17 protein-coding genes are annotated in these 18593 nt (G+C 48.6%); 9 read left to right on the top strand and 8 right to left on the bottom strand.

The window, feature by feature from the left end; genetic code table 11:
- Positions 1-227 precede the first annotated feature (227 nt).
- The gene (locus tag FN124_RS29525) at positions 228-1502 is read left to right on the top strand and encodes a TCR/Tet family MFS transporter (protein WP_142688394.1); all 1275 of its coding nucleotides are present in this window, start codon (positions 228-230) and stop codon (positions 1500-1502) included.
- Between the two features lie 120 nt (positions 1503-1622).
- Here the strand turns inward: FN124_RS29525 and FN124_RS29530 are convergent, their stop codons facing one another.
- The gene (locus FN124_RS29530) at positions 1623-2318 is read right to left on the bottom strand and encodes a M23 family metallopeptidase (protein ID WP_142688395.1); all 696 of its coding nucleotides are present in this window, start codon (positions 2316-2318) and stop codon (positions 1623-1625) included.
- Between the two features lie 125 nt (positions 2319-2443).
- On the opposite strand from FN124_RS29530, the gene FN124_RS29535 reads away from it, so the two are divergent.
- Together FN124_RS29535 and FN124_RS29540 are read left to right on the top strand one after the other, a co-directional pair.
- Positions 2444-4072 (top strand): glycosyl hydrolase family 18 protein, encoded by a 1629-nt coding sequence (locus FN124_RS29535; RefSeq protein ID WP_142688396.1) that lies wholly within the window; start codon positions 2444-2446, stop codon positions 4070-4072.
- A 46-nt stretch (positions 4073-4118) separates the two neighbouring features.
- Positions 4119-4988, top strand: a complete 870-nt coding sequence (locus FN124_RS29540) for a polysaccharide lyase (RefSeq protein ID WP_142688397.1) — start codon at positions 4119-4121, stop codon at positions 4986-4988.
- Between the two features lie 72 nt (positions 4989-5060).
- Here FN124_RS29540 and FN124_RS29545 read toward each other — a convergent pair whose 3' ends face one another.
- Together FN124_RS29545 and FN124_RS29550 are read right to left on the bottom strand one after the other, a co-directional pair.
- Positions 5061-5744 (bottom strand): response regulator transcription factor, encoded by a 684-nt coding sequence (locus FN124_RS29545; protein ID WP_142688398.1) that lies wholly within the window; start codon positions 5742-5744, stop codon positions 5061-5063.
- A gap of 1 nt (position 5745) precedes the next feature.
- The gene (locus FN124_RS29550) at positions 5746-7254 is read right to left on the bottom strand and encodes a sensor histidine kinase (protein ID WP_142688399.1); all 1509 of its coding nucleotides are present in this window, start codon (positions 7252-7254) and stop codon (positions 5746-5748) included.
- Positions 7255-7414: 160 nt separating this feature from the next.
- Between FN124_RS29550 and FN124_RS29555 the strand changes: the two genes are divergently transcribed.
- On the top strand, positions 7415-8227 hold the full coding sequence (locus FN124_RS29555; RefSeq protein WP_142688400.1) for a GLPGLI family protein: 813 nt from the start codon (positions 7415-7417) through the stop codon (positions 8225-8227).
- Between the two features lie 54 nt (positions 8228-8281).
- Here FN124_RS29555 and FN124_RS29560 read toward each other — a convergent pair whose 3' ends face one another.
- From FN124_RS29560 to FN124_RS29570, 3 genes are all read right to left on the bottom strand, one after another.
- The gene (locus FN124_RS29560) at positions 8282-11098 is read right to left on the bottom strand and encodes an outer membrane beta-barrel family protein (protein WP_185937454.1); all 2817 of its coding nucleotides are present in this window, start codon (positions 11096-11098) and stop codon (positions 8282-8284) included.
- A 97-nt stretch (positions 11099-11195) separates the two neighbouring features.
- Positions 11196-11399 (bottom strand): helix-turn-helix transcriptional regulator, encoded by a 204-nt coding sequence (locus tag FN124_RS29565; RefSeq protein ID WP_142688402.1) that lies wholly within the window; start codon positions 11397-11399, stop codon positions 11196-11198.
- Positions 11400-11404: 5 nt separating this feature from the next.
- The gene (locus FN124_RS29570; RefSeq protein ID WP_142688403.1) at positions 11405-11758 is read right to left on the bottom strand and encodes a hypothetical protein; all 354 of its coding nucleotides are present in this window, start codon (positions 11756-11758) and stop codon (positions 11405-11407) included.
- A gap of 180 nt (positions 11759-11938) precedes the next feature.
- On the opposite strand from FN124_RS29570, the gene FN124_RS29575 reads away from it, so the two are divergent.
- A complete protein-coding gene (locus tag FN124_RS29575; RefSeq protein WP_142688404.1) occupies positions 11939-13474 on the top strand; it encodes an alpha/beta hydrolase-fold protein in 1536 nt (511 codons plus the stop codon).
- A 96-nt stretch (positions 13475-13570) separates the two neighbouring features.
- On the opposite strand, the gene FN124_RS29580 is transcribed toward FN124_RS29575, so the two are convergent.
- Both FN124_RS29580 and FN124_RS29585 read right to left on the bottom strand, forming a co-directional pair.
- Complete coding sequence (locus tag FN124_RS29580) at positions 13571-14563, bottom strand: lipid A deacylase LpxR family protein (RefSeq protein ID WP_142688405.1); 993 nt, start codon at positions 14561-14563, stop codon at positions 13571-13573.
- Between the two features lie 137 nt (positions 14564-14700).
- Positions 14701-17151: an ABC transporter permease gene (locus tag FN124_RS29585; protein ID WP_142688406.1), complete on the bottom strand. Its 2451-nt coding sequence runs from the start codon at positions 17149-17151 to the stop codon at positions 14701-14703.
- Between the two features lie 191 nt (positions 17152-17342).
- Here FN124_RS29585 and FN124_RS31595 point away from each other — a divergent pair, with 191 nt between their 5' ends.
- The 4 genes from FN124_RS31595 to FN124_RS31610 are packed head-to-tail and all read left to right on the top strand — an operon-like array spanning position 17343 to position 18564.
- Positions 17343-17465 (top strand): hypothetical protein, encoded by a 123-nt coding sequence (locus FN124_RS31595; protein WP_260607614.1) that lies wholly within the window; start codon positions 17343-17345, stop codon positions 17463-17465.
- A gap of 36 nt (positions 17466-17501) precedes the next feature.
- A complete protein-coding gene (locus FN124_RS31600; protein ID WP_260607615.1) occupies positions 17502-17906 on the top strand; it encodes an MFS transporter in 405 nt (134 codons plus the stop codon).
- Positions 17837-18343 carry an MFS transporter gene (locus FN124_RS31605; RefSeq protein ID WP_260607616.1) on the top strand — a complete coding sequence of 169 codons (507 nt, stop codon included), beginning with the start codon at positions 17837-17839 and terminating at the stop codon, positions 18341-18343. Before FN124_RS31600 ends, FN124_RS31605 begins: the two co-directional genes overlap by 70 nt.
- On the top strand, positions 18331-18564 hold the full coding sequence (locus FN124_RS31610; RefSeq protein ID WP_260607617.1) for a hypothetical protein: 234 nt from the start codon (positions 18331-18333) through the stop codon (positions 18562-18564). The genes FN124_RS31605 and FN124_RS31610 overlap by 13 nt, the downstream gene beginning before the upstream one ends.
- Positions 18565-18593: the final 29 nt, after the last annotated feature.

Consider the following 18593-nt stretch of genomic DNA (forward strand, 5'->3'; position numbering starts at 1 on the left):
TATTGTCTCGTTTTACCCTTTTTATTGGTAGTGAAGTAAATATCTTTGTGGCTGGTCAATTTTTACCGGTAAAAGATTTGGTTTTACCGGTAAAAAAATGATCCTGGCCGGAAAGGCTTTCTGTAGCGCATCTGCGGGATATATATTTGAAGCCCGAATGAAGGAAATTGGTTGCGGGAAGAAAAAACATCCGCCAGATCCATCGATATACAAAACCATCTATCTATATGCACACATCCAGAAAGGCCGCTATCAGTTTTATTTTCGTTACGTTGCTCATTGATGTAATGGGATGGGGATTGATCATCCCCGTGATGGCGGATCTTATTGCACAGTTAAAACATATCCCCGTTAATGAGGCCAGCACTTATGGAGCGCTGCTGTTGTCCGTTTTTGCGATCACCCAGTTTGTATTTTCCCCTGTGATCGGAAACCTCAGTGATAAGTATGGACGCCGTCCTGTTTTATTGCTTTCCCTGCTGGGTTTCGGGATCGATTATATTATTCTTGCGCTGGCGCCGGCCTATGGCTGGTTGTTTGCCGGACGTATTATTGCCGGTATCACCGGAGCCAGCTTCACTACAGCCACTGCCTATATTGCGGATGTAAGTACTGATGAAACATCCAGGGCGAAAAATTTTGGATTGATAGGCGCTGCATTCGGGCTGGGATTTGTGCTGGGCCCCGCGCTGGGCGCATTGCTGGCCAACTGGGGCATCAGGGCGCCTTTTTATGCTGCCGCCATATTGTGCCTGGTAAACTGTATCTGGGGATACTTTTTCCTGCCGGAATCGCTGGGTAAGGACAACCGCCGTCCGTTCGACTGGAAACGGGCTAACCCTTTCGGGTCACTGAAATTTCTGACACAACACCCGGAAATAGGGGGACTGGCATTCGGATTTTTCCTGATCTACCTGGGTGCACAGGCCGTGCAAAGCAACTGGAATTTCTTTACCATTTATAATTTTCACTGGAGTGAAAAAATGGTTGGTATTTCCCTGGCTGTGGTAGGCGTGCTGGTAGGGGCGGTACAGGCGGGATTAACCAGGGTAATTAACCCGAAGATAGGTAACGAAAAAAGTATTTACCTCGGCTTATCGCTTTACACGCTGGGACTGGTATTGTTTGGCTTTGCCACACAGGGCTGGATGATGTTCGTGTTCCTGATCCCTTATTGCCTGGGCGGGATCTGCGGGCCTTCTTTACAATCGGTGATATCCGGTCATGTGCCTGCTAACCAGCAGGGAGAGCTGCAGGGAGCACTTACCAGCCTGATGAGTCTTACCACCATTATTGGCCCGCTGATCATGAACGGCGCCTTTGCCTATTTTACTTCTGCGAAAGCCCCGTTCCACTTGCCTGGTGTACATTTCCTGATCGGTGCAGTATTTATATTACTCAGCATTGTAATTATTTACAAGGTGCTTTCCCGTGAAAAGAAAGAGCACCCCGAACTGGCTGAAGTGCTCAATAAAGACCTGAGCAGTACGCCTATGCACTAACGGGAGCGGGTATACTATATTTGTATCAGCAAACAGGACTGGCTATTGCAGCCAGTCCTGTTTGTTTTTATCCGGGAGATAAAGTGCATTAGATTGTTAACACTGAATACCCTATGGTGATCAGGGAAAGCTGATCACACTGTTAGACGACGGAAACTCCGCGCGCATGGGTTGAGAAAGCTGCCTATACGGTTGTTTACCAAATTCGTTAAAGTCGGGGATAGCACCTGATACTGTAAATTGCTCAAATACAAAGGGAAGTCCTTCTGCACCAAGCGGTGCATCAGCAGAAGCTACATGCAGGTGAAGGTGTGGCCCGGTGGATTGCCCGGTGAAGCCCAGCTGCGCAATGGAGGTTCCCTTTTTTACCCGTTGACCTGCTTTTACCACTATGCTTCCCGGCTGCAGATGCTCGTAAAATACGTAGGTGTTTTCTGCTATTTTCAGGGAAATGTAGTTGCCGGTAGCCAGGTGGGTAGCATAGCCGGGGTGATGGGATATAGCACTGCTTTCAGGGAAATCAGTTCTTACCGTGCTCACAATACCATCTGCCACAGCCAGTACGGTGGCGCCATAGCCGTGCCAGTTAGTGATGGTGTCTTCATTGCCGCGGGCGAATTTGCCGGTGCTGTCAAGTTTTACAAAATCAATGGCAAACCTGCCGGGGATGCGTGCCACGCCATCCTTTACAAATATGACCCGCCGATGCCCCCTTGCCCATGCGGGGTCGTAAACAGCGGTCCATGGCCCGCCTCTGAGCGGCGGCCCAAGTGCAATGGCCGGCCCGGTTGCCGGTTTGGTAACTGCGGTAATCATCTAAACACAAAAAAAATCCGCATGACGTAGTAATGCCGTAGTGCGGAATACAGGTTCTTTAGCGCTAACTGCTACATTTGAGAAGTCGACACCCACATTTCTTTTCAACCAAAAAAACTACCCGTATGAAAGCATTTTTAACACTGTTAGCCTTCCTTCTGATCTGTACTTTTAACACTTTTGGCCAAGCCCCTTTCCGCGTTATCGGGTACATGCCATCCTGGGCAGGTAATGTAAACCAGGTGCAGTACAGTAAACTTACCCATATCAATTACGCATTCCTGCTGCCTACCAGTACCGGCGGCCTGCAGGCGATCGACAACCCGGCGAAGCTGCAGAGCCTTGTAAGCACGGCGCATGCCAATAATGTAAAGGTGCTGATCTCTGTAGGGGGCTGGAACAATGGCGACGACAGTGGTTTTGAATCGCTGGCGGCCAACAGCACCTACCGGAATAACTTCGTCACTAATATGATCAACTTCGTTAACCAGTATGGGCTCGACGGGGTGGATATTGACTGGGAATACCCGGACCCGGGCGCATCGGCCAATAATTATATTACGCTGATGACGCAGCTCAGCACCGAAATGCATAACAGGGGTAAGCTGCTTACCGGTGCCATTGTAGGTACCGGCGGCGCCAGTATCCTCAGCAGTGCATTTGCACTGGTGGATTTCTACAACCTCATGGCGTACGATTATAATAACTTCGATCACTCCACTTATAATTATGCCGCCCAGTCGGTCAGCTACTGGCGCGGCCGCGGATTGCCGGCTTCCAAAACAGTGCTCGGCGTACCGTTTTATGGCCGGCCTACCTGGGAGTCCTATGCACAGCTGCTGGCCCGGGGCGCAAACCCTTATGCAGATGTATTTGATAATGTAGGCTACAATGGTATTACTACTATCAAACAAAAAACCAACCTGGCCTTCGACCAGGGCAGCGGCGTAATGATATGGGAGCTGTCGCAGGACGCTACCGGGGCCAATTCGTTATTGTCGGCCATCCATGAGGTAGTGCTTACACGCACCAATAATCCCGGCGGTAATGCCCCTGTGGGTCAAACCATCTGGCTGCGTGGCAACAACAACCTGTATGTAAGCGGTGAGAACGGTACCCAGGCTATGAACTGCAACCGCGCCAGCGCGCAGGGATGGGAACAATTCACCGTAGTAGATGCCGGCGGAGGCAAAATAGCCTTACGCAGCCAGGGTAAATATGTATCGTCTGAAAACGGGGCGCAGCCCATTACCTGCAACCGCAGCAGTATACAAGACTGGGAAAAATTCACCTGGATCAGCAACAGTAATGGCACCGTTTCATTTTTATGCAATAACGGCGGTTATATCTGCTCTGAAAATGGAACCCAGGCGATGAGCTCCTGGAGAACAGCCATCGGCGCATGGGAATCGTTCAATTATGGAGTGGTGAGCGGACTGGCAGCCATCAGCAATACCACCGCCGCCATAGCAGGCACGCATGGCGCCATACCGGAAGAAACGGCCACTGCTGCCATCAACGTATATCCCAATCCCATCGCGGCGGGCAGCACTTTCACCGTTACCCTGCAGCATTATAACCCAAAGGCGCCGGTGAGGGCCACCCTGGTGAACGCGGGTATGCAACCGGTGATAGTACAGCAACCCAATGCAAAGAACTTTACTGTAAATACCGGGAGCATCGCCGGCGGCACGTATATCCTGGAAGTGATGCACGACAATAAACGGCTCGTGAAAAAGATCGTTGTCCAATAACCCTCCTGATGATAAAACCTATTTTCTCACCCACAATTAAACGTTCATGAATTCCACTGTTTTCTCACGCAATGTTGCGGCAGCAGGACTGCTGCTTTTAGGCATCAGCTTCAATGCCTGTAAAAAGGAGCTGACTTCTTCCGGCCTGCCGGGCAATCTGTCTGCCGGCGCCGTAGCGGGCATCAGTGCCATTAACAGCACATGGTCTGTTAACTGGGACAATTACGCCAATGGCACTACCTACACTTCCACTAATGCGGCCAATGATTTTGGTAATGTAACCGGCTGGAACAATAACCGGGGGTATATTTCCAACGGCAACCTCCGTATCCAGCTGGACCCGAACGCCCTCTCTGCTGCCGGTGGGGTAGTGGCCAATATCGATGTGGCCGATGGCACGGCCTATGAAATGGATTATGATATCCGTTTCCACAGCCAGTTCGACTGGAGCCGTGGCGGTAAAGTGGGCTTCGGTTTTTCCATTGGCGATGGCAACACCGGTGGGGACCCCGCCTGGGATGGTAACGGTGGCACCTTACGCTTAATGTGGTACCGCAACGATGCCAACAGGGTGTACTTTCAGCCTTACCTGTACTACAGGGACCAGCCCGGCCAGTATGGCGATGATTTCGGTCTTACTTACCCGGCCAGCGGCAGCATACAGAAAGGCACTACCTATCATGTACACCTGTATATAAAAAGCAATACCGGCAGCAATACCAATGGTCATGTTCAGATAGTGATCAACGGCACCGTGTTGCTGGACAGGGATATCCGGTGGACGACCAACGACAGCAAGCGCCTGATCAGGGGTGTGACCTTCCACACCTTCCGCGGTGGCAGCCAGTCGTACTGGGAATCACCTACCGTAGGTTACATTTATTACGATAACCTCAGTATTCATAAGATCAACTGATAAAGCGCAACCTGCCGGCATTTACACCGGCAGGTTTCTTATGCCTGACACCGGCGGTACAGGCCAGAGATGTTAGCCCAGCACAAAGCGGTATCCTACACCCTTAATAGTCAGGATCTGCAGGTTGTCGTCTTCCTTCAGGTGTACCCGCAGCCGGGTGATGTATACATCCAGGTTGCGGCTGTTGAAAAAGGAATCGTGTCCCCAGAGCAGGTCAAGGATGTTTTTTCGGTCTATGATACCGTTTCGGTTTTCGTATAGTAGTTTGAGTAGTTCGCTTTCCCTGTAAGATAGTTTTTTCTCTTCCGTATCATTGGCCAGCACCTGGCGGTTGGCATAAAAACGGAACTTACCGATCTTAATATGATTGGCAGAAGGAGAGGGTGCTTTATCTGATTTGCGCAACACGTTTTCGATGCGCACAATCAGCTCTTCCATACTGAAAGGCTTGCGGATATAATCGTTGCCACCCAGTGTAAAGCCTTTTACAAGATCGTTGGTTTGCGTTTTGGCGGTGAGGAACAGGATGGGTACTTCCTGATCAATGGCGCGTATTTCCGTGGCAATTTCAAACCCGTCTTTATTCGGGAGCATAATATCCAGTACGCATACAGCAGGGTTTACCTGCTGGAACAATTGCATGACGTTGGCGCCATCGCTTTCCAGTATCACTTCATAGCCGCGTCGTTGCAAACTCTCCTTCACTATTTTACCAAGCGACAATTCATCTTCGATATATAGAATTTTAATGTTCATCTCACCCTGTTTTAAGCTTTATAACCCGGCGGTTCTTATCATAATGGATCACCGGCGCTTCCACGAAAGGCAGTTTGATGGAAAAGGTACTGCCTTTATTCAGTTCACTTTCCACTTCAATAAATCCCATATGTGATTGTACAATATGTGATACATAGCTCAGTCCAAGGCCATATCCTTTTATATTATGATGGTTGCCGCTCGGCACGCGGAAAAATTTTTCAAAGATCCGGTGTTTGTATTCACGGGCAATGCCTACACCGTTGTCGGTTACACGTAGTTCCAGGTATTGTTTGTGATCAATGATGTGGATGAGGATATTTGGGTCCTGGATACTGTACTTTAACGCATTGTCCAGCAGGTTATACAGTACGCTGGTCATATGCAGCTTGTCGGCAGTAATGGTAAAATTATGGCCGGTTCTTTTTAACGTAGTAACGGCGCGTTGTTTTTCGAACTGCAGCTTCATGGATATCATCACACTGCGGGCCAGGTCGGTAAGGTCGAAAGGTTCTTTGTTCAAAGGTATTTCCCTGTTTTCGAACATCGACAGCTTCAGTACTTTATCTACCAGTAAAGCCAGCCGGTTCATTTCATTCGCTGATATATCCAGGTATTCGAGCGTTGTTTGCAGGTCTTCCAGCGCGTCAAAATTCCTTAGTGCTTCAATGGCTACACTCACCGTAGCGATGGGCGTTTTCAGCTCATGCGTCATGTTACTGATAAAATCATTTTTCAGTTGGGCCAGTCGCTGTTGCTGTTTCAGGTTGCGGTATAGCAGGAGGAAGGAAAAGATGGTGACAGCCAGGAGGAAGAAAGACACCAGTATTGGTTGGCTGATCCGCCTCAGCAGGTACCAGGTATTGTTCTCAAACTTTACTGAGTAGTTCATTGGTTTGGTAAAACCAATGGTAACGGTGTTATCGTCTATATCATCCGGGAAGGTGTGATACATCTGGGAGGTATCAAATGGGGTGGCACTCACTACAAAAGGAACGGTGATGTTTTCACGGTTAAGCGCCTGTTGATACCGGTCTACCACTTCTTTTACGGTAATTGAATCCCGGAGGGAATCTACCCCGGCCAGGAACTGGAACACGCCGGCGGCGGGAACTGCAGGAAGAGCCCGGGTAGCACTGTATTGTACATTCACGGAGGTATCGTTTACCGTTCCGGCTGTCCTGTTTAATGAAACAATCATGGTCCGTTTTACGCCGGAAATGGCATGGGCGGGTACAAAGGAATCCCTTACCCTTTCCTGCAGTACATTGGAAATGCCGGTCATGCCCGCGCGGTCCTGTATCCGCAGGCTGATATTGGAATCCAGGTTCAGCTTCACCGCCTGCAGGCGGAAAATGGTTTCCCTGAAAAGTATATTGGTGCGTACGGTGAACAGTCTTTTTTCTTCCCGGTAATTATTGCTCAGCCAGTAGGCCTGGAAAGCGGTGATCAGCAGGATGGTCAGCGCAATCAGGAAAACAGTGGCCGGTATGGAAAGTTTATATCGCACTAAATTGATTGAATGGTAAGAAATAACAATACTACGGCAAATGTATCACTTCCCGCTTCCTGAACCCACAAACATTAACCTAAATTAACATTAAATCAAGTCATGTTAACCTCTGTTCCAGCGGGAAGGGAATAGCTTTATTTTCTTAAAAGTATGTAACATGAAGAAAATAATTTTTACGCTGGCAGCCGGCGGATGCCTGTTAACCGCCAATGGTCAGCAGCAACAGGGGCGCGTGCTTTATGAACGCACTGTACAAATGCAGATGCGTATGATGGGAATAGAGGCCGGTACAAGTGCGGAAGGAGAAATGGATAACCTGCTGCCGCATTCCCGGAAAGAAAAGCTGGAACTATTGTTCGGCAATGGGCAATCGCTGCGCCGTGCGGTAGAAGAAGCCCCGGAAGAAATTGCAGACGAAGGCGGTATGCACATACGCATGATGGTGATGGGTAATAATGATGTGAGTTACACCAGCTTTTCAAACAACCGCGTAGTGGAACAACGCGAGTTTGCCGCGAAGAACTATATCATTACAGACAGCATTCACCGGCTCAACTGGAAAATGACCGGCGAAACCCGTACCATCCTTAATTATCCCTGCCAGCAGGCGGTTACACAGCGTATTGGCAAACGCTTGATGAACACCGTGGAAAACGGGCAAGTGAAAAGTAAGGAAGTGGCAGACACTGCCAACATCACTGCCTGGTTTACATTGGCTATCCCCGTTCCGGCCGGCCCGGATTTCCAGGGACAGCTTCCCGGTCTTATCCTGGCCATCGATATCAATAATGGCGCTACCGTTTACCAGGCGCTGGAAGTTTCTCCTGTAGCAGATCTTGCGGCCATCAGGGAACCTTCCAAAGGGAAGAAAGTAACTGAAGAGCAGTTTAATAAGGAAAGAGAAAAACTGATGGCGGAGATGCAGCGCAACGGGCGCGGTATGATGCGGGCTACGAGGATTGCGCAGTAAAGCAGTAAATAAGCAAAGGGCCGGGACATTCCGGCCCTTTTTTACATCACTCTTCTAACGCCTTATCATCCTGATACCTGGCATAGCGGCATTGGAAAGGCCGTTTTTACTGAGACTATAAGTAAAGCTTAACAGGAAGAAACGTTGCAGGTTCCTGATGCGGGAATCTTCAATATAATTCTGGTTGGTACTGCGGCTGATGCCCACATTTTCATTGAGGATATCAAACGCGCTCAGCTTTAGCTCTCCCCGGTTAAAGCGCAGGAATTGCCGGCTTACGGATGCATTCCACAGCGGCACTTTTGCATTGAAGCCATCTGTACGGTTACTGTTCACCGTATAATTCAGGCTAGTGCTGATATAAAAATCAGCCGGCAGCTGCCAGTTCACTTCCCCTTCATATTGTTGCATGAAGTAACCGCTGTTCAGCGCAGGCTGCAGGGAATAGGTTGTTTTGTAATAATTGACACCCGCGCTGAAAGAAAGGTCCAGCTTATCGGCAGGGTCCAGGTCAAAGCGCATGGCAGGCCCCAGCGAAACGGTACTGATGCCGTTGGATGCCTTGTTGATAAACTGTTTGGTTTTGCTATAGCCTACATTGCTGCTGAAATTAACGGTGCCTTTCAGTATGCGTAACGGCAGTCCGAGGTTGATACTGCCGGACACATTAAACACCCCATTCACATTCACCGGCCGGCTGCGTTTAATACCTGCGCTGTCTACTACATCATCGTTTACAATTTTATTTTGCGTTTCCTGGATATTAAAGAATGCAAACAGGTTTTTATTCCTGAACGGGTTTACCGACATGAAGTTCAGTTGTACCGCATGGGTCAGCTCCGGCTTCAGGTCGGGATTACCTTCGCGGATATTGAGCGGATCGCTGATATCCGGTACGGGCTGTAACTGGGCCATGTCCGGCTGATTGGTAATGGCGGCGTAGTTGATGCTGAGATTGCGGTAACGGGTAAAGTCGTACTGAAAACGCAGCGATGGCAGCAGGTTATAAAATGTCTGCCGGATCACGGAATCTTTTTTTCCTGCAATGATAGTTCCTTCCAGGGAGGCGCCCTGCCAGTTAACGCCGGCAGCCAGGCTGAATTTTTTTTGTTTGGTACGCAGGCGTATACCGGCGTTGGTATAGCTATAGGTGTTTTCGAAATTGTTTGTGAGCCCGGGATTCAGCTGATCAAATTTGCCGTTACTGTTGTTGTAGTCCCAGGTGGTTTTATCGGAGGTAGTTTTCGTATAGCTGTTACCGATACTGAATTCCATGAGGGAGTGCTTGAATAACGGTTCCGTATATACGGCGCGCGCCGTATAGCTGTTCATATTACCGGATATGGTGTTCCGCTGATGGATGGAGTCGTAGGCCGGCTGTGATGCAGCGCGGTTATAGAAGTGGTTCACCGACAGGAGGCTGCCGTTGCTTTCGCTGTTATTGGCACTGTTTTGCAGGGCCAGTGAAAAGGTTCTGCCTTTGCGCTGGAATTTTTTACGGAACAGAATATCATTGCGCAGGTTACTGCCATGGCCGGTGGAGTAGTTGTTGCTGAAGCCCTGGTTGGCCGGTTGCTGATCTTCCGAAAGGGTTTCATAGGTGCTGCTGTTTTTGTTGCGGTTTTCCTGGTACCCGAAAGAAGAGGAAATTTTAACAGAGTGCAGGGAGTCGATCCGGATATCGGCGCCCAGGTTGAGGCGGTGTGTATTGTTCAGGTTATTGCTGGTAGCATGCTGGTTATAGAAGTAGGAGGAGTCGGGCAGGAAATATTGCCGCCGCATATCGCTTTCCTGCTGAGGGTTGTAATGGTTGTAGAAATAGCTGCTGGTGAATTCTGTTTTTTTCCCGATGATGTTATTATAGTTGAGCCCACCGCCCCATACAGTATTAATACCATTGCCGCTGCCATTGCTCATGAATGTGGCGGCAGCATCGTCGCTGCTCACGCTGAAGCTGGCATTACCGCTGCCGCTTTGCCGCATGCGGTTCAGCTCCCCGCTGAAGCTCATCATATCCATAAAGGAAAACCCTTCCGCATTGGTATTGTTGGCCATACCGATAAGGGAGAGTTGCCTGGCGCCTTTGAAAGAGTTGATATTGAAGCGTCCTTCGTACCTGTTGCTAGTACCTGCGCCGGCCATGGCTTTTCCGAACATGCCTCTCTTTTTGTCCTGTTTTAGTTTCAGGTTGATGGTTTTTTCGCTGTTACCATCGTCGAACCCGGTGAGCTGTGCAGCATCGCTCAGCCGGTCGTATACCTGCACTTTGTCCACCGCATCAGCAGGAAGATTTTTGGTGGCCATTTTAGGATCTTTACCAAAAAACTCTTTACCATCTACCAGTACACGGTTTACTTTTTGCCCCTGTGCTTTTACGGTGCCGTCTTTCGCCACCTGTACACCCGGCAGTTTTTTCAGCAGCTGTTCCACGCTGGAGTTGGGCGGTGTTTTGAACGATCCGGCATTATACTGCACCGTGTCGCCAACGAGCGTTACCGGCGGCGCTTCGCCGGTGATCTCCACTTCATCAAGATTAATACGCAGGTCGTTCATGACCATGGAAGGGAAACTGGCTACAGGAGAGGCCGCGTTAATGCTAACGCGGCGCTGCAGGGAATGATATTTTACATGCGTGATGAGGAGCCGGTATTCCCCGGCGGGGATGCCGGTGATCTCAAAGTATCCTTTTTCGTTGGTCATGGTAAAGGATACCAGCGAGGAATCTTTTTGCAGTAACAGGGTAATGGTGGCTGCTGCCACTGGTCGACCGGCACTGGTATCAGACAGGGTTCCTTTGATCACGCCATTTTTTTGTGCATTGGCGGCAAAGGATAAGCAGCAGGTAAGCAGCCACAGGTAGATTTTTTGCATAGCGGACATTTACTTTGTAACCGAAAGTAGGTCCACGTTCTGCAAAAGCAGGTTAACAAGCCTTGCATTAATGTTAAGGAAGGTTAATGTATTAAGCTTATTCATCCCCCGGTTCCAGCTCAAACAGCTGTTCCACCGTGGCGCCGAAAATCCGGGCTATTTTCAGCGCCAGCAGGGTAGAGGGAATGAATTTGCCCAGCTCTATGGCATTGATGGTTTGTCTTGATACCTTTGCCTTTTCTGCCAGTTCTGCCTGCGTAATATTTTGTTTGGCCCGTTCTACTTTAATCGTGTTTTTCATACAGGTTATTTACTGTGGCTCCCGGTAAAAAACAACTTCGTATAAAATATCAGGATGCCCAGGATGAGCACCAGCATTATAAAGTAGCGGGGTGTAGACAGCTGGAAGGTGAGCATTCCTTTATTATGAAGATAGGTGGTGGTCACCTCAATGATATAACCCAGTGCAAAGCTGATCATGAGCGCATTGGCGCGGATACTTTGCGATCTTTCATCTTCTGTTTTCTCACGGGAAAAAAATATAAGAAACAACCCGGTGATCAAGGGTAGTTCGGCCCCGGTTTGCGCCTGGTTCATCCACAAAACAGGGATGCCGGCAAGTACCAGCGCTATACCGATGTATTTGGTGGCGGTAAACATGGAAAGGTGCTTTTTGAATATAAAAGTAAAGTATACTTTACAAAAAGACAAATTTTATTGACGGACGGAGGAAGTGGATGATCGTTAAAGAATCCTGCAATAATTCTATAACTTTAATTCAGGCATTCATCAGACGCGCCATCAACTGAAATCGCTTTTTCTATAGTATAACATTTATTAATGAAAGTATTTACTATTGTACTCCTCCTTCTGGTTCACATTACTGCCAGATCACAGGATATTTCCCCGGTAAAGGATTCCCTTTTTTCTACTGTACTAAAAGAAACAAGACCCATAAATGTGGTGTTCCCGAAAAATTATAACCCGGCTTCCCCCGGCGAATACGAAGTAATATATTGCCTGGGAGATATCCCGGATTTTTTGAAGGAAGAATGGAACATGTTGCAATGGGAAGGATTTATTCCGAAGAACATGATCCTGGTGGGCATTCCGGACTTTATACTGAATGGGGTGAATATGCGGGAGAGGGATCTTGCACCTACAAAAACGGGCGCCAATTCCGGGGAGGCGGTCAGGTTCCTGCAGTTTTTCCGGGATGAGCTGATGCCTTATATCAGTAAGCGGTATCATGCAAAACCGGGCGGGCATACATTGTACGGGGGATCCATGGGAGGCCTTTTTGTGATGTATACATTTTTAACAGCTCCTGGTTTGTTTACTTCCTATATAGCAATTGATCCGAGTTTGTGGTGGGATGATTTTTACCTGCATAAACTGGCGGCTGAAAGGTTTGCCCGCCGGGATACACTGGATAACACGCTTTTTATTGCAGGGCGTGAAGGCGCCGCTTTTCAGTTCATGGGTGTGGCAGGGATGGACTCCATTCTCAAAGCAAAAGCGCCTGCAGGCCTCGACTGGAAATGTGTGCAGTATAGCAATGAAACCCATTATTCAACAAATTTTAAAGGATTCTGGGAGGGAATGAAATTTTCTTATGGTGGGTTCTATGCCTCCACAGGAGGTTATCCTACATCCCGGAAAATTGTTATTAAGCCGGATAAAGGCATCGTACTAAGTAATAAGCCTTTTAAATTAATATGCTATAACCTGGCGGCAGATGCATATCTCCATTACACCACTGATGGCACAGCGCCCGGTATTTCTTCTCCCCGGATAACAGGAGAAGAAACGGCCATTACCATCAACGGGGATTCAAAAGTGATCGTTGCGTCCCTTGGTAAACGAAAGGAATACAACAGATCGGCGAGTGCTTTTTTTCAAATGGGAGAAGTTTTTACGGCTGTTAGAATGCCGGCAGGAGCCAGGCCTGGCGGGTTGCGTTATAAATATTATGAAGGCAACTGGGATACTATCCCGGATGCAGGGAAGTTAAAACTAGTTGAAACAGGTATTGCTACGGCAGATTTTAATCTTAATAAAGTTTCAAAGAAAGATAATTATGCATTGGTAAATGAAGGATATATTCAGATCAGTGAACCGGGTTATTATATTTTTGAAATGGGAACCGGTAATGAGCATACCAAAGTGTATTTAAATAACAGGTTAATTCTTGGTGCTCATTTCAAAACAGGTGAAGGAGAGAGTTTTATGGTACCCCTGGAGAAAGGATTTTATCCGCTGCGGATCAGCTATCTTCATAAAAAAGGAGGAGATGATCTTCAGCCGGTTTATCTTAAAACAGAGGGGCGGGACGATTTCCCCCTTCCTGCAAATATGCTTTTCAGCGTGAAGTAAGTATTACAGGGGTCTGTAATGAACAGCTGTACCCGTGTTACCCTGTTTTTCATCCAATAGCTTCATGCCCTTTTTTGTTTAGCAGTCCGCGCCCGCTCACCATGTAAGACAGAAAGAAATATTACCCACTTCGTGATGTGATACGCCATTTATTACGGGCGACATGGTCCTTTGCGTAAGCGAGAATCCTACTTTCCCGTATACGACCACGAGGCCACAGTCGATCCCGGCCAGCAGCCTGTTATCCGCAAATGTAGGCTGACCTGCTTTTGCGGGCTGCTGTTCATCTTTCTGCGGCGCCACTCCTTTTACAAGGGCATTGGTAAACACCAGTTCCACATTAGGCCGGATGGTGCCATACAATTGCCAGCGCTTAGAGGTGGCGTACTGGGGAATATACCCGTTGTAGTAAGGGGTCATTTTGCCTATCCTGATCAGCGAGTATAGTGAGAACCCGTTCAGCATGGTACCGGCATATACCTGGCCTCCTGCTGTTATCTCTGCTATTTTTTTTATGGCTGCCACCTGTTTTTCCGCAGTAAAGTTAAGGTTGAGCAGTAATTTATTCCCGATCTGGTTGCGCCATCCCCTGGGGCGTTCATAGCCAAGGATCCGGTGGGCGAGGGTCTGGGTTTCTTTTGCCAACGCCCAGGGACCCATTACACCGGCGAACCACTCTGTTTGCAGGTTGTATTTATGTACCGGGTTGGTGGAGTGAATAGTATGTGTGAGGAACAATCCGCCTGCATAGGAGAAATCGCCGGGTACCGGCTGTACCCGCCGCAGGTCTTTGGGGGTGAACATCACCTGCATGAATCCCCAGCCATAGGTATTAATGCTTTCCTTGCCGGCTTTGGGCATCCAGCGGTCGAAGCCGCGTGGTGGCTGGCTACGGGTATAGAACAAATCGAAGCGGGTACCGTTCGTATATGCCTGGTCCGTTCCATTACCGTTCAGGTTAATGAAGTCATTGTCTTCGTAAAAGCGGAACAACCGCGTATTGTCATCGGAAGTCTGTGCTCTCAGATCGTCCCGGGGTATACCTACTAAGCCACAGTAAATTAATACTGATAAGATCGTCTTTTTCATCTTGTGCCCGACATGCGCACAAAGATCGCATAATGAAGATAAATAAAGATGGTTTTCCTATCAGTTTTATTGATAACGAAAGCCAGTTGTTATCAACCGGCTTCCTGTTTTAAAAAGATCATGAAAAGATAATATGATTATTCTGCTTTCAGGCTTTTCACCGGGTTGGCCAGTGCTGCTTTTGCGGATTGAAAGCTCACCGTAATCAGTGCAATCAGCATGGCGATGGTGCCGGCCAGTACAAACATCCACCAGGAGACAGGCGCACTGTAGGCAAATCCCTGCAGCCACCTGTGCATGGCGTACCAGGCAATGGGAGAGGCCAGCACAGCTGCAATGAAAACATAGCGCAGGAAATCGGTGCTCAGCATGGCGGCAATATTGCTTACGCTGGCGCCCAGCACTTTGCGGATACCGATTTCCTTGGTGCGCTGGCGTGCTGTAAAAGCGGCCAGTCCGAATAAACCAAGACAGGAAATAACGATAGCGATGGTCATACCGGTGTTCATCAGTTGTTCCATTTGCCGCTCCTGTTCGTAAAATTTGCTGATAGTATCGTCAAAAAAATGATAGTCGAATTTTTCATTGGGATAGATAGCGGCATATGCATTTCTTATATCGCTGATAGTGCGTTGCAGCTGTTCACCGCTATAGCCTGCGAGCGAGAGCTTTACATTTACAAAGCGGCAAATCTCCTGAGAGGATGCGATAAAAACCGGTTTGATCTGTTCGCGGAGCGCAAGTGCATGGAAATCGGCTACCACGCCTGCAACAGGTATGATTTTCCGTGAAGGGCCATCGCTCATACCGGATTCCACAAATTTGCCTACTGCATCTGCAGGGGTTTTAAATCCCAATGCTTTGGCGCAGGTTTCATTGATCAGCACTTCACTGATGGTATCGGTAGTACGCAGGTTCCGGCCAGCTACCAGTTTTAACTGGTATAGCGGTACATAGTTTTCATCGCCGAATTCCAGGTGGCAATCTGCCCGCAGTTCGGTTTTGTCCGTGTATTTCAGGAAGGTGCCCCAATGGTTTTTATCGGAAGGAGGCCCCTGGCTCAGGCTTACCATTTCCACCTGCGGCAGCTGCCGGATCTTATCTGCCAGTACACGCGGAAGGGTTGAGGCATATGCGCGGTTGGTATCAAAGGTGATGATCGCATCTTTCTTAAATCCAAGATCCTTGTTCAGCATATACCTGATCTGGTTATTGATCACCAGGGAACCTATAATAAATACCAGGGAGATGGTAAACTGGAAAACTACCAGGCCTATACGAAGATATCCCCGTTGGTTTCCTTTAAGCCCTGTGCTTCCTTTGAGGCTTTGCACCGGTTGAAAAGAGGACAGTATTTTTGCAGGGTAAAGGCCGGACAGTAAAGTAGTGAACAAGGTGATGAGTAAGAGGAACAGGAGGGTAGGCCTGCTGAATAAATGCAGCGATACCCCGTTGGGCATAAATGAACTGAATGCCTGCAGTAAAGGTTTCGCTGCCAGCAAAGAGAGCAGTACGGCAGATGCGGTAAGCAGGAATGTTTCTGTAAGGAAATATGCTACCAGGCTTCGTTTGTTGCTGCCAAGCACTTTCCTGATCCCTACTTCTTTAGAGCGCTCTACAGATTGTGCAGTGGAGAGGTTGATAAAATTGATAGCGGCTATTACCAGTATAAATAACGCAATAGCCATGAGCCCGTACATAGTGGGCAAATGCGCCCGGCGGCCGAAACCGTCTGTATAGTCGCTGTTGAAATGTATGTCTGACAATGGTTGCAGGCGGAAGGCCTTGCTTTCGCCTGCTTCTGTAAGCACGCGCTCACCGGCAAACGCTGCCAGCCGCCTGTTGAGCAGCGCGGTATCAGTACCGGGGGTTAATTTCACATATGCCTGTGTACCTCCGAACATGCCCCATTGATCAAACCCGAATTCATTTTTGAAGGGGCTGTTCTTTACGGTGGCAAAGGAAATAAAATCGTTGAAGATGAGGTCCGTGTTTTGTGGAAGGTCTTTTACAATACCTGCTACTGTTAACGGGATGGAATCGTTATAGGTAACTATTTTTCCCAGGTATCTTTCTGCAGGCAGGTCGCCGAAATATTTCGCTGCCTTGCTGGCGGTGAGCACCACCATAAATGGCTCCTGCAGCGCTGCTTCGGGTTTGCCGGCCAGCCAGGTGTATTGGAACACGCTGAAGTATTCGGGATAAGCAATCACTACATCGGGCTTGTTGCCGCTGTCAAATTTCTTTATTACACCATTACCCGCTGTAACCGATGTTTTGGGGTAAACAGGATGAATGGCCGCCAGTGTTTCAATGCCGGGAAACCGGTTGGATAAAGCTTCCGGGGCAGGGTCCGGTACGCCGGATACTTTATGGATACCCCGTTCCGGCGAACCAAACTGTGATACTACCCGGTAAATATTTTCTTTGCCGGGATGAAAGTTATCATAGCTCAGCTCAAAATGAACACTGAGAAAAATAACCAGGCAGGCGCTGATGCCGAGAGCAAGACCAATCACATTGATAGCTGCATATACTTTATTGCGGAGCAAATTTCTCCAGGCTATTTTTATATAACTTTTGAGCATAACAGGAATTGTGTGAGATTGATCATTAAAGAATGAAAAATATGCCAGTAATAGTGGATATTGATACTGATATGATTATGATTTTTGTTATCATGTAAGTTGTCCGCTTGTGTAACCAGTGTGTCCGGAAATGAACGCGGGAACATTTTGAGCAGTTGTACGTTAATCATTGTTCACCGTCTTAATGTATTATGACAACCGTAGCGCTTCACAGTTCCGCAGGCAAATGGGTAATGGTAACCACTATCCTTGCATCGGCCATGGCTTTTATTGATGGTACAGCATTGAACGTGGTGTTACCGGCCCTGCAGTAAAGCCTGAAGGCATCGGCGGCAGAACTGTTCTGGGTATTGAATGCCTATATGCTGATGCTGGCTTCCCTCATATTGATAGGCGGCTCTCTGGGCGACAGGTTAGGGCGTAAAAAGGTTTTTATGGCCGGTATTTTTGTGTTCATCCTGGGCTCCACTGGCTGCGGCTTTGCCGGCAGCGCCACCATGCTTATTATTTTCCGGATGATGCAGGGGATAGGCGGCGCACTGATGATCCCGGGAAGCCTTTCGCTGATCACTTCTTCCATCAATGAAAATGAAAGGGGAAAGGCTATCGGTACCTGGTCGGCCGTTGCCACCCTGGTTACTATGGGCGGCCCTGTGCTGGTTGGCGCCCTGGCAGATGCAGGGCTGTGGAGGTATATCTTTTTATCAATGTGCCTATTGGCGTGGCGGCGCTGGTATTTCTGGCCTGGAAGGTGAATGAGAGCAGGGAAACAGAAGGTGATCAGCGGCTCGATTTCCCGGGGGCGGTGCTCACCGTAGCAGGACTGGCACTGCTCACTTTCGGGTTCCTGCGTATGCCTTCACTGGGGTTTGACAATCCGCAGGTGTACGGTACTATTGCCGGCGTTGGTTTGCTGCTGCTGTCTTTTGTAAAGCAAACGTATGGAGCAGGAGAATACCGGACTACATTTTTCCCGGGCATTGTGGGTTTGGGATTAGGTATGTCGTTCACCGTGGCGTCATTAACCGCTACGGTGATGGGATCTGTGAGTGATCATCTATCCGGCACCGCTTCCGGTGTGAACAATGCGGTGACGCGTATTGCCGGTGTTTTTGCCAATGCTATTTTTGGTGCGCTGGCGGTGCTTTTTTCTCCGGGGCAGTACAGCGGGAAATCCGTGTGTTACCGCTGAACGGTCCGCAAAGGGAGGCGGTGGTAGCGCAAACGGTGGACCTGGGCAATGCTTCCATACCTGTGGGTATTGACGGTGCGCATCACAACATGATCCGTAAAGTATATAAAGATGGATTTATTACAGCGTACGGGCGCATCATGCAATTGTCTGCCGGTCTTGCTTTCCTGGGTGGCCTGATGGGTTTTCTTTTTATCCGTAAACGGCCGGCTACCGCTTAGAAATACCGGTTTACAGGTATTGTTTCCGT

Origin of the sequence: Chitinophaga polysaccharea (assembly GCF_902150045.1) — a bacterium.
In the GTDB taxonomy this organism is placed as follows: domain Bacteria; phylum Bacteroidota; class Bacteroidia; order Chitinophagales; family Chitinophagaceae; genus Chitinophaga; species Chitinophaga polysaccharea_A.

Excerpts from the sequence above, each read along its gene's own strand:
- FN124_RS29570 (WP_142688403.1), bottom strand. The coding sequence starts at position 11,758 with ATGTTTACCGCCACCAAATACATCGGTATAGCGCTGGTACTTGCCGGC.
- FN124_RS29560 (WP_185937454.1), bottom strand. The coding sequence starts at position 11,098 with ATGCAAAAAATCTACCTGTGGCTGCTTACCTGCTGCTTATCCTTTGCC.
- FN124_RS31595 (WP_260607614.1), top strand. The coding sequence starts at position 17,343 with ATGACAACCGTAGCGCTTCACAGTTCCGCAGGCAAATGGGTAATGGTA.
- FN124_RS29540 (WP_142688397.1), top strand. The coding sequence starts at position 4,119 with ATGAATTCCACTGTTTTCTCACGCAATGTTGCGGCAGCAGGACTGCTG.
- FN124_RS29580 (WP_142688405.1), bottom strand. The coding sequence starts at position 14,563 with ATGAAAAAGACGATCTTATCAGTATTAATTTACTGTGGCTTAGTAGGT.
- FN124_RS29525 (WP_142688394.1), top strand. The coding sequence starts at position 228 with ATGCACACATCCAGAAAGGCCGCTATCAGTTTTATTTTCGTTACGTTG.
- FN124_RS29585 (WP_142688406.1), bottom strand. The coding sequence starts at position 17,151 with ATGCTCAAAAGTTATATAAAAATAGCCTGGAGAAATTTGCTCCGCAAT.
- FN124_RS29555 (WP_142688400.1), top strand. The coding sequence starts at position 7,415 with ATGAAGAAAATAATTTTTACGCTGGCAGCCGGCGGATGCCTGTTAACC.
- FN124_RS29545 (WP_142688398.1), bottom strand. The coding sequence starts at position 5,744 with ATGAACATTAAAATTCTATATATCGAAGATGAATTGTCGCTTGGTAAA.
- FN124_RS29575 (WP_142688404.1), top strand. The coding sequence starts at position 11,939 with ATGAAAGTATTTACTATTGTACTCCTCCTTCTGGTTCACATTACTGCC.
- FN124_RS29530 (WP_142688395.1), bottom strand. The coding sequence starts at position 2,318 with ATGATTACCGCAGTTACCAAACCGGCAACCGGGCCGGCCATTGCACTT.
- FN124_RS29565 (WP_142688402.1), bottom strand. The coding sequence starts at position 11,399 with ATGAAAAACACGATTAAAGTAGAACGGGCCAAACAAAATATTACGCAG.
- FN124_RS29535 (WP_142688396.1), top strand. The coding sequence starts at position 2,444 with ATGAAAGCATTTTTAACACTGTTAGCCTTCCTTCTGATCTGTACTTTT.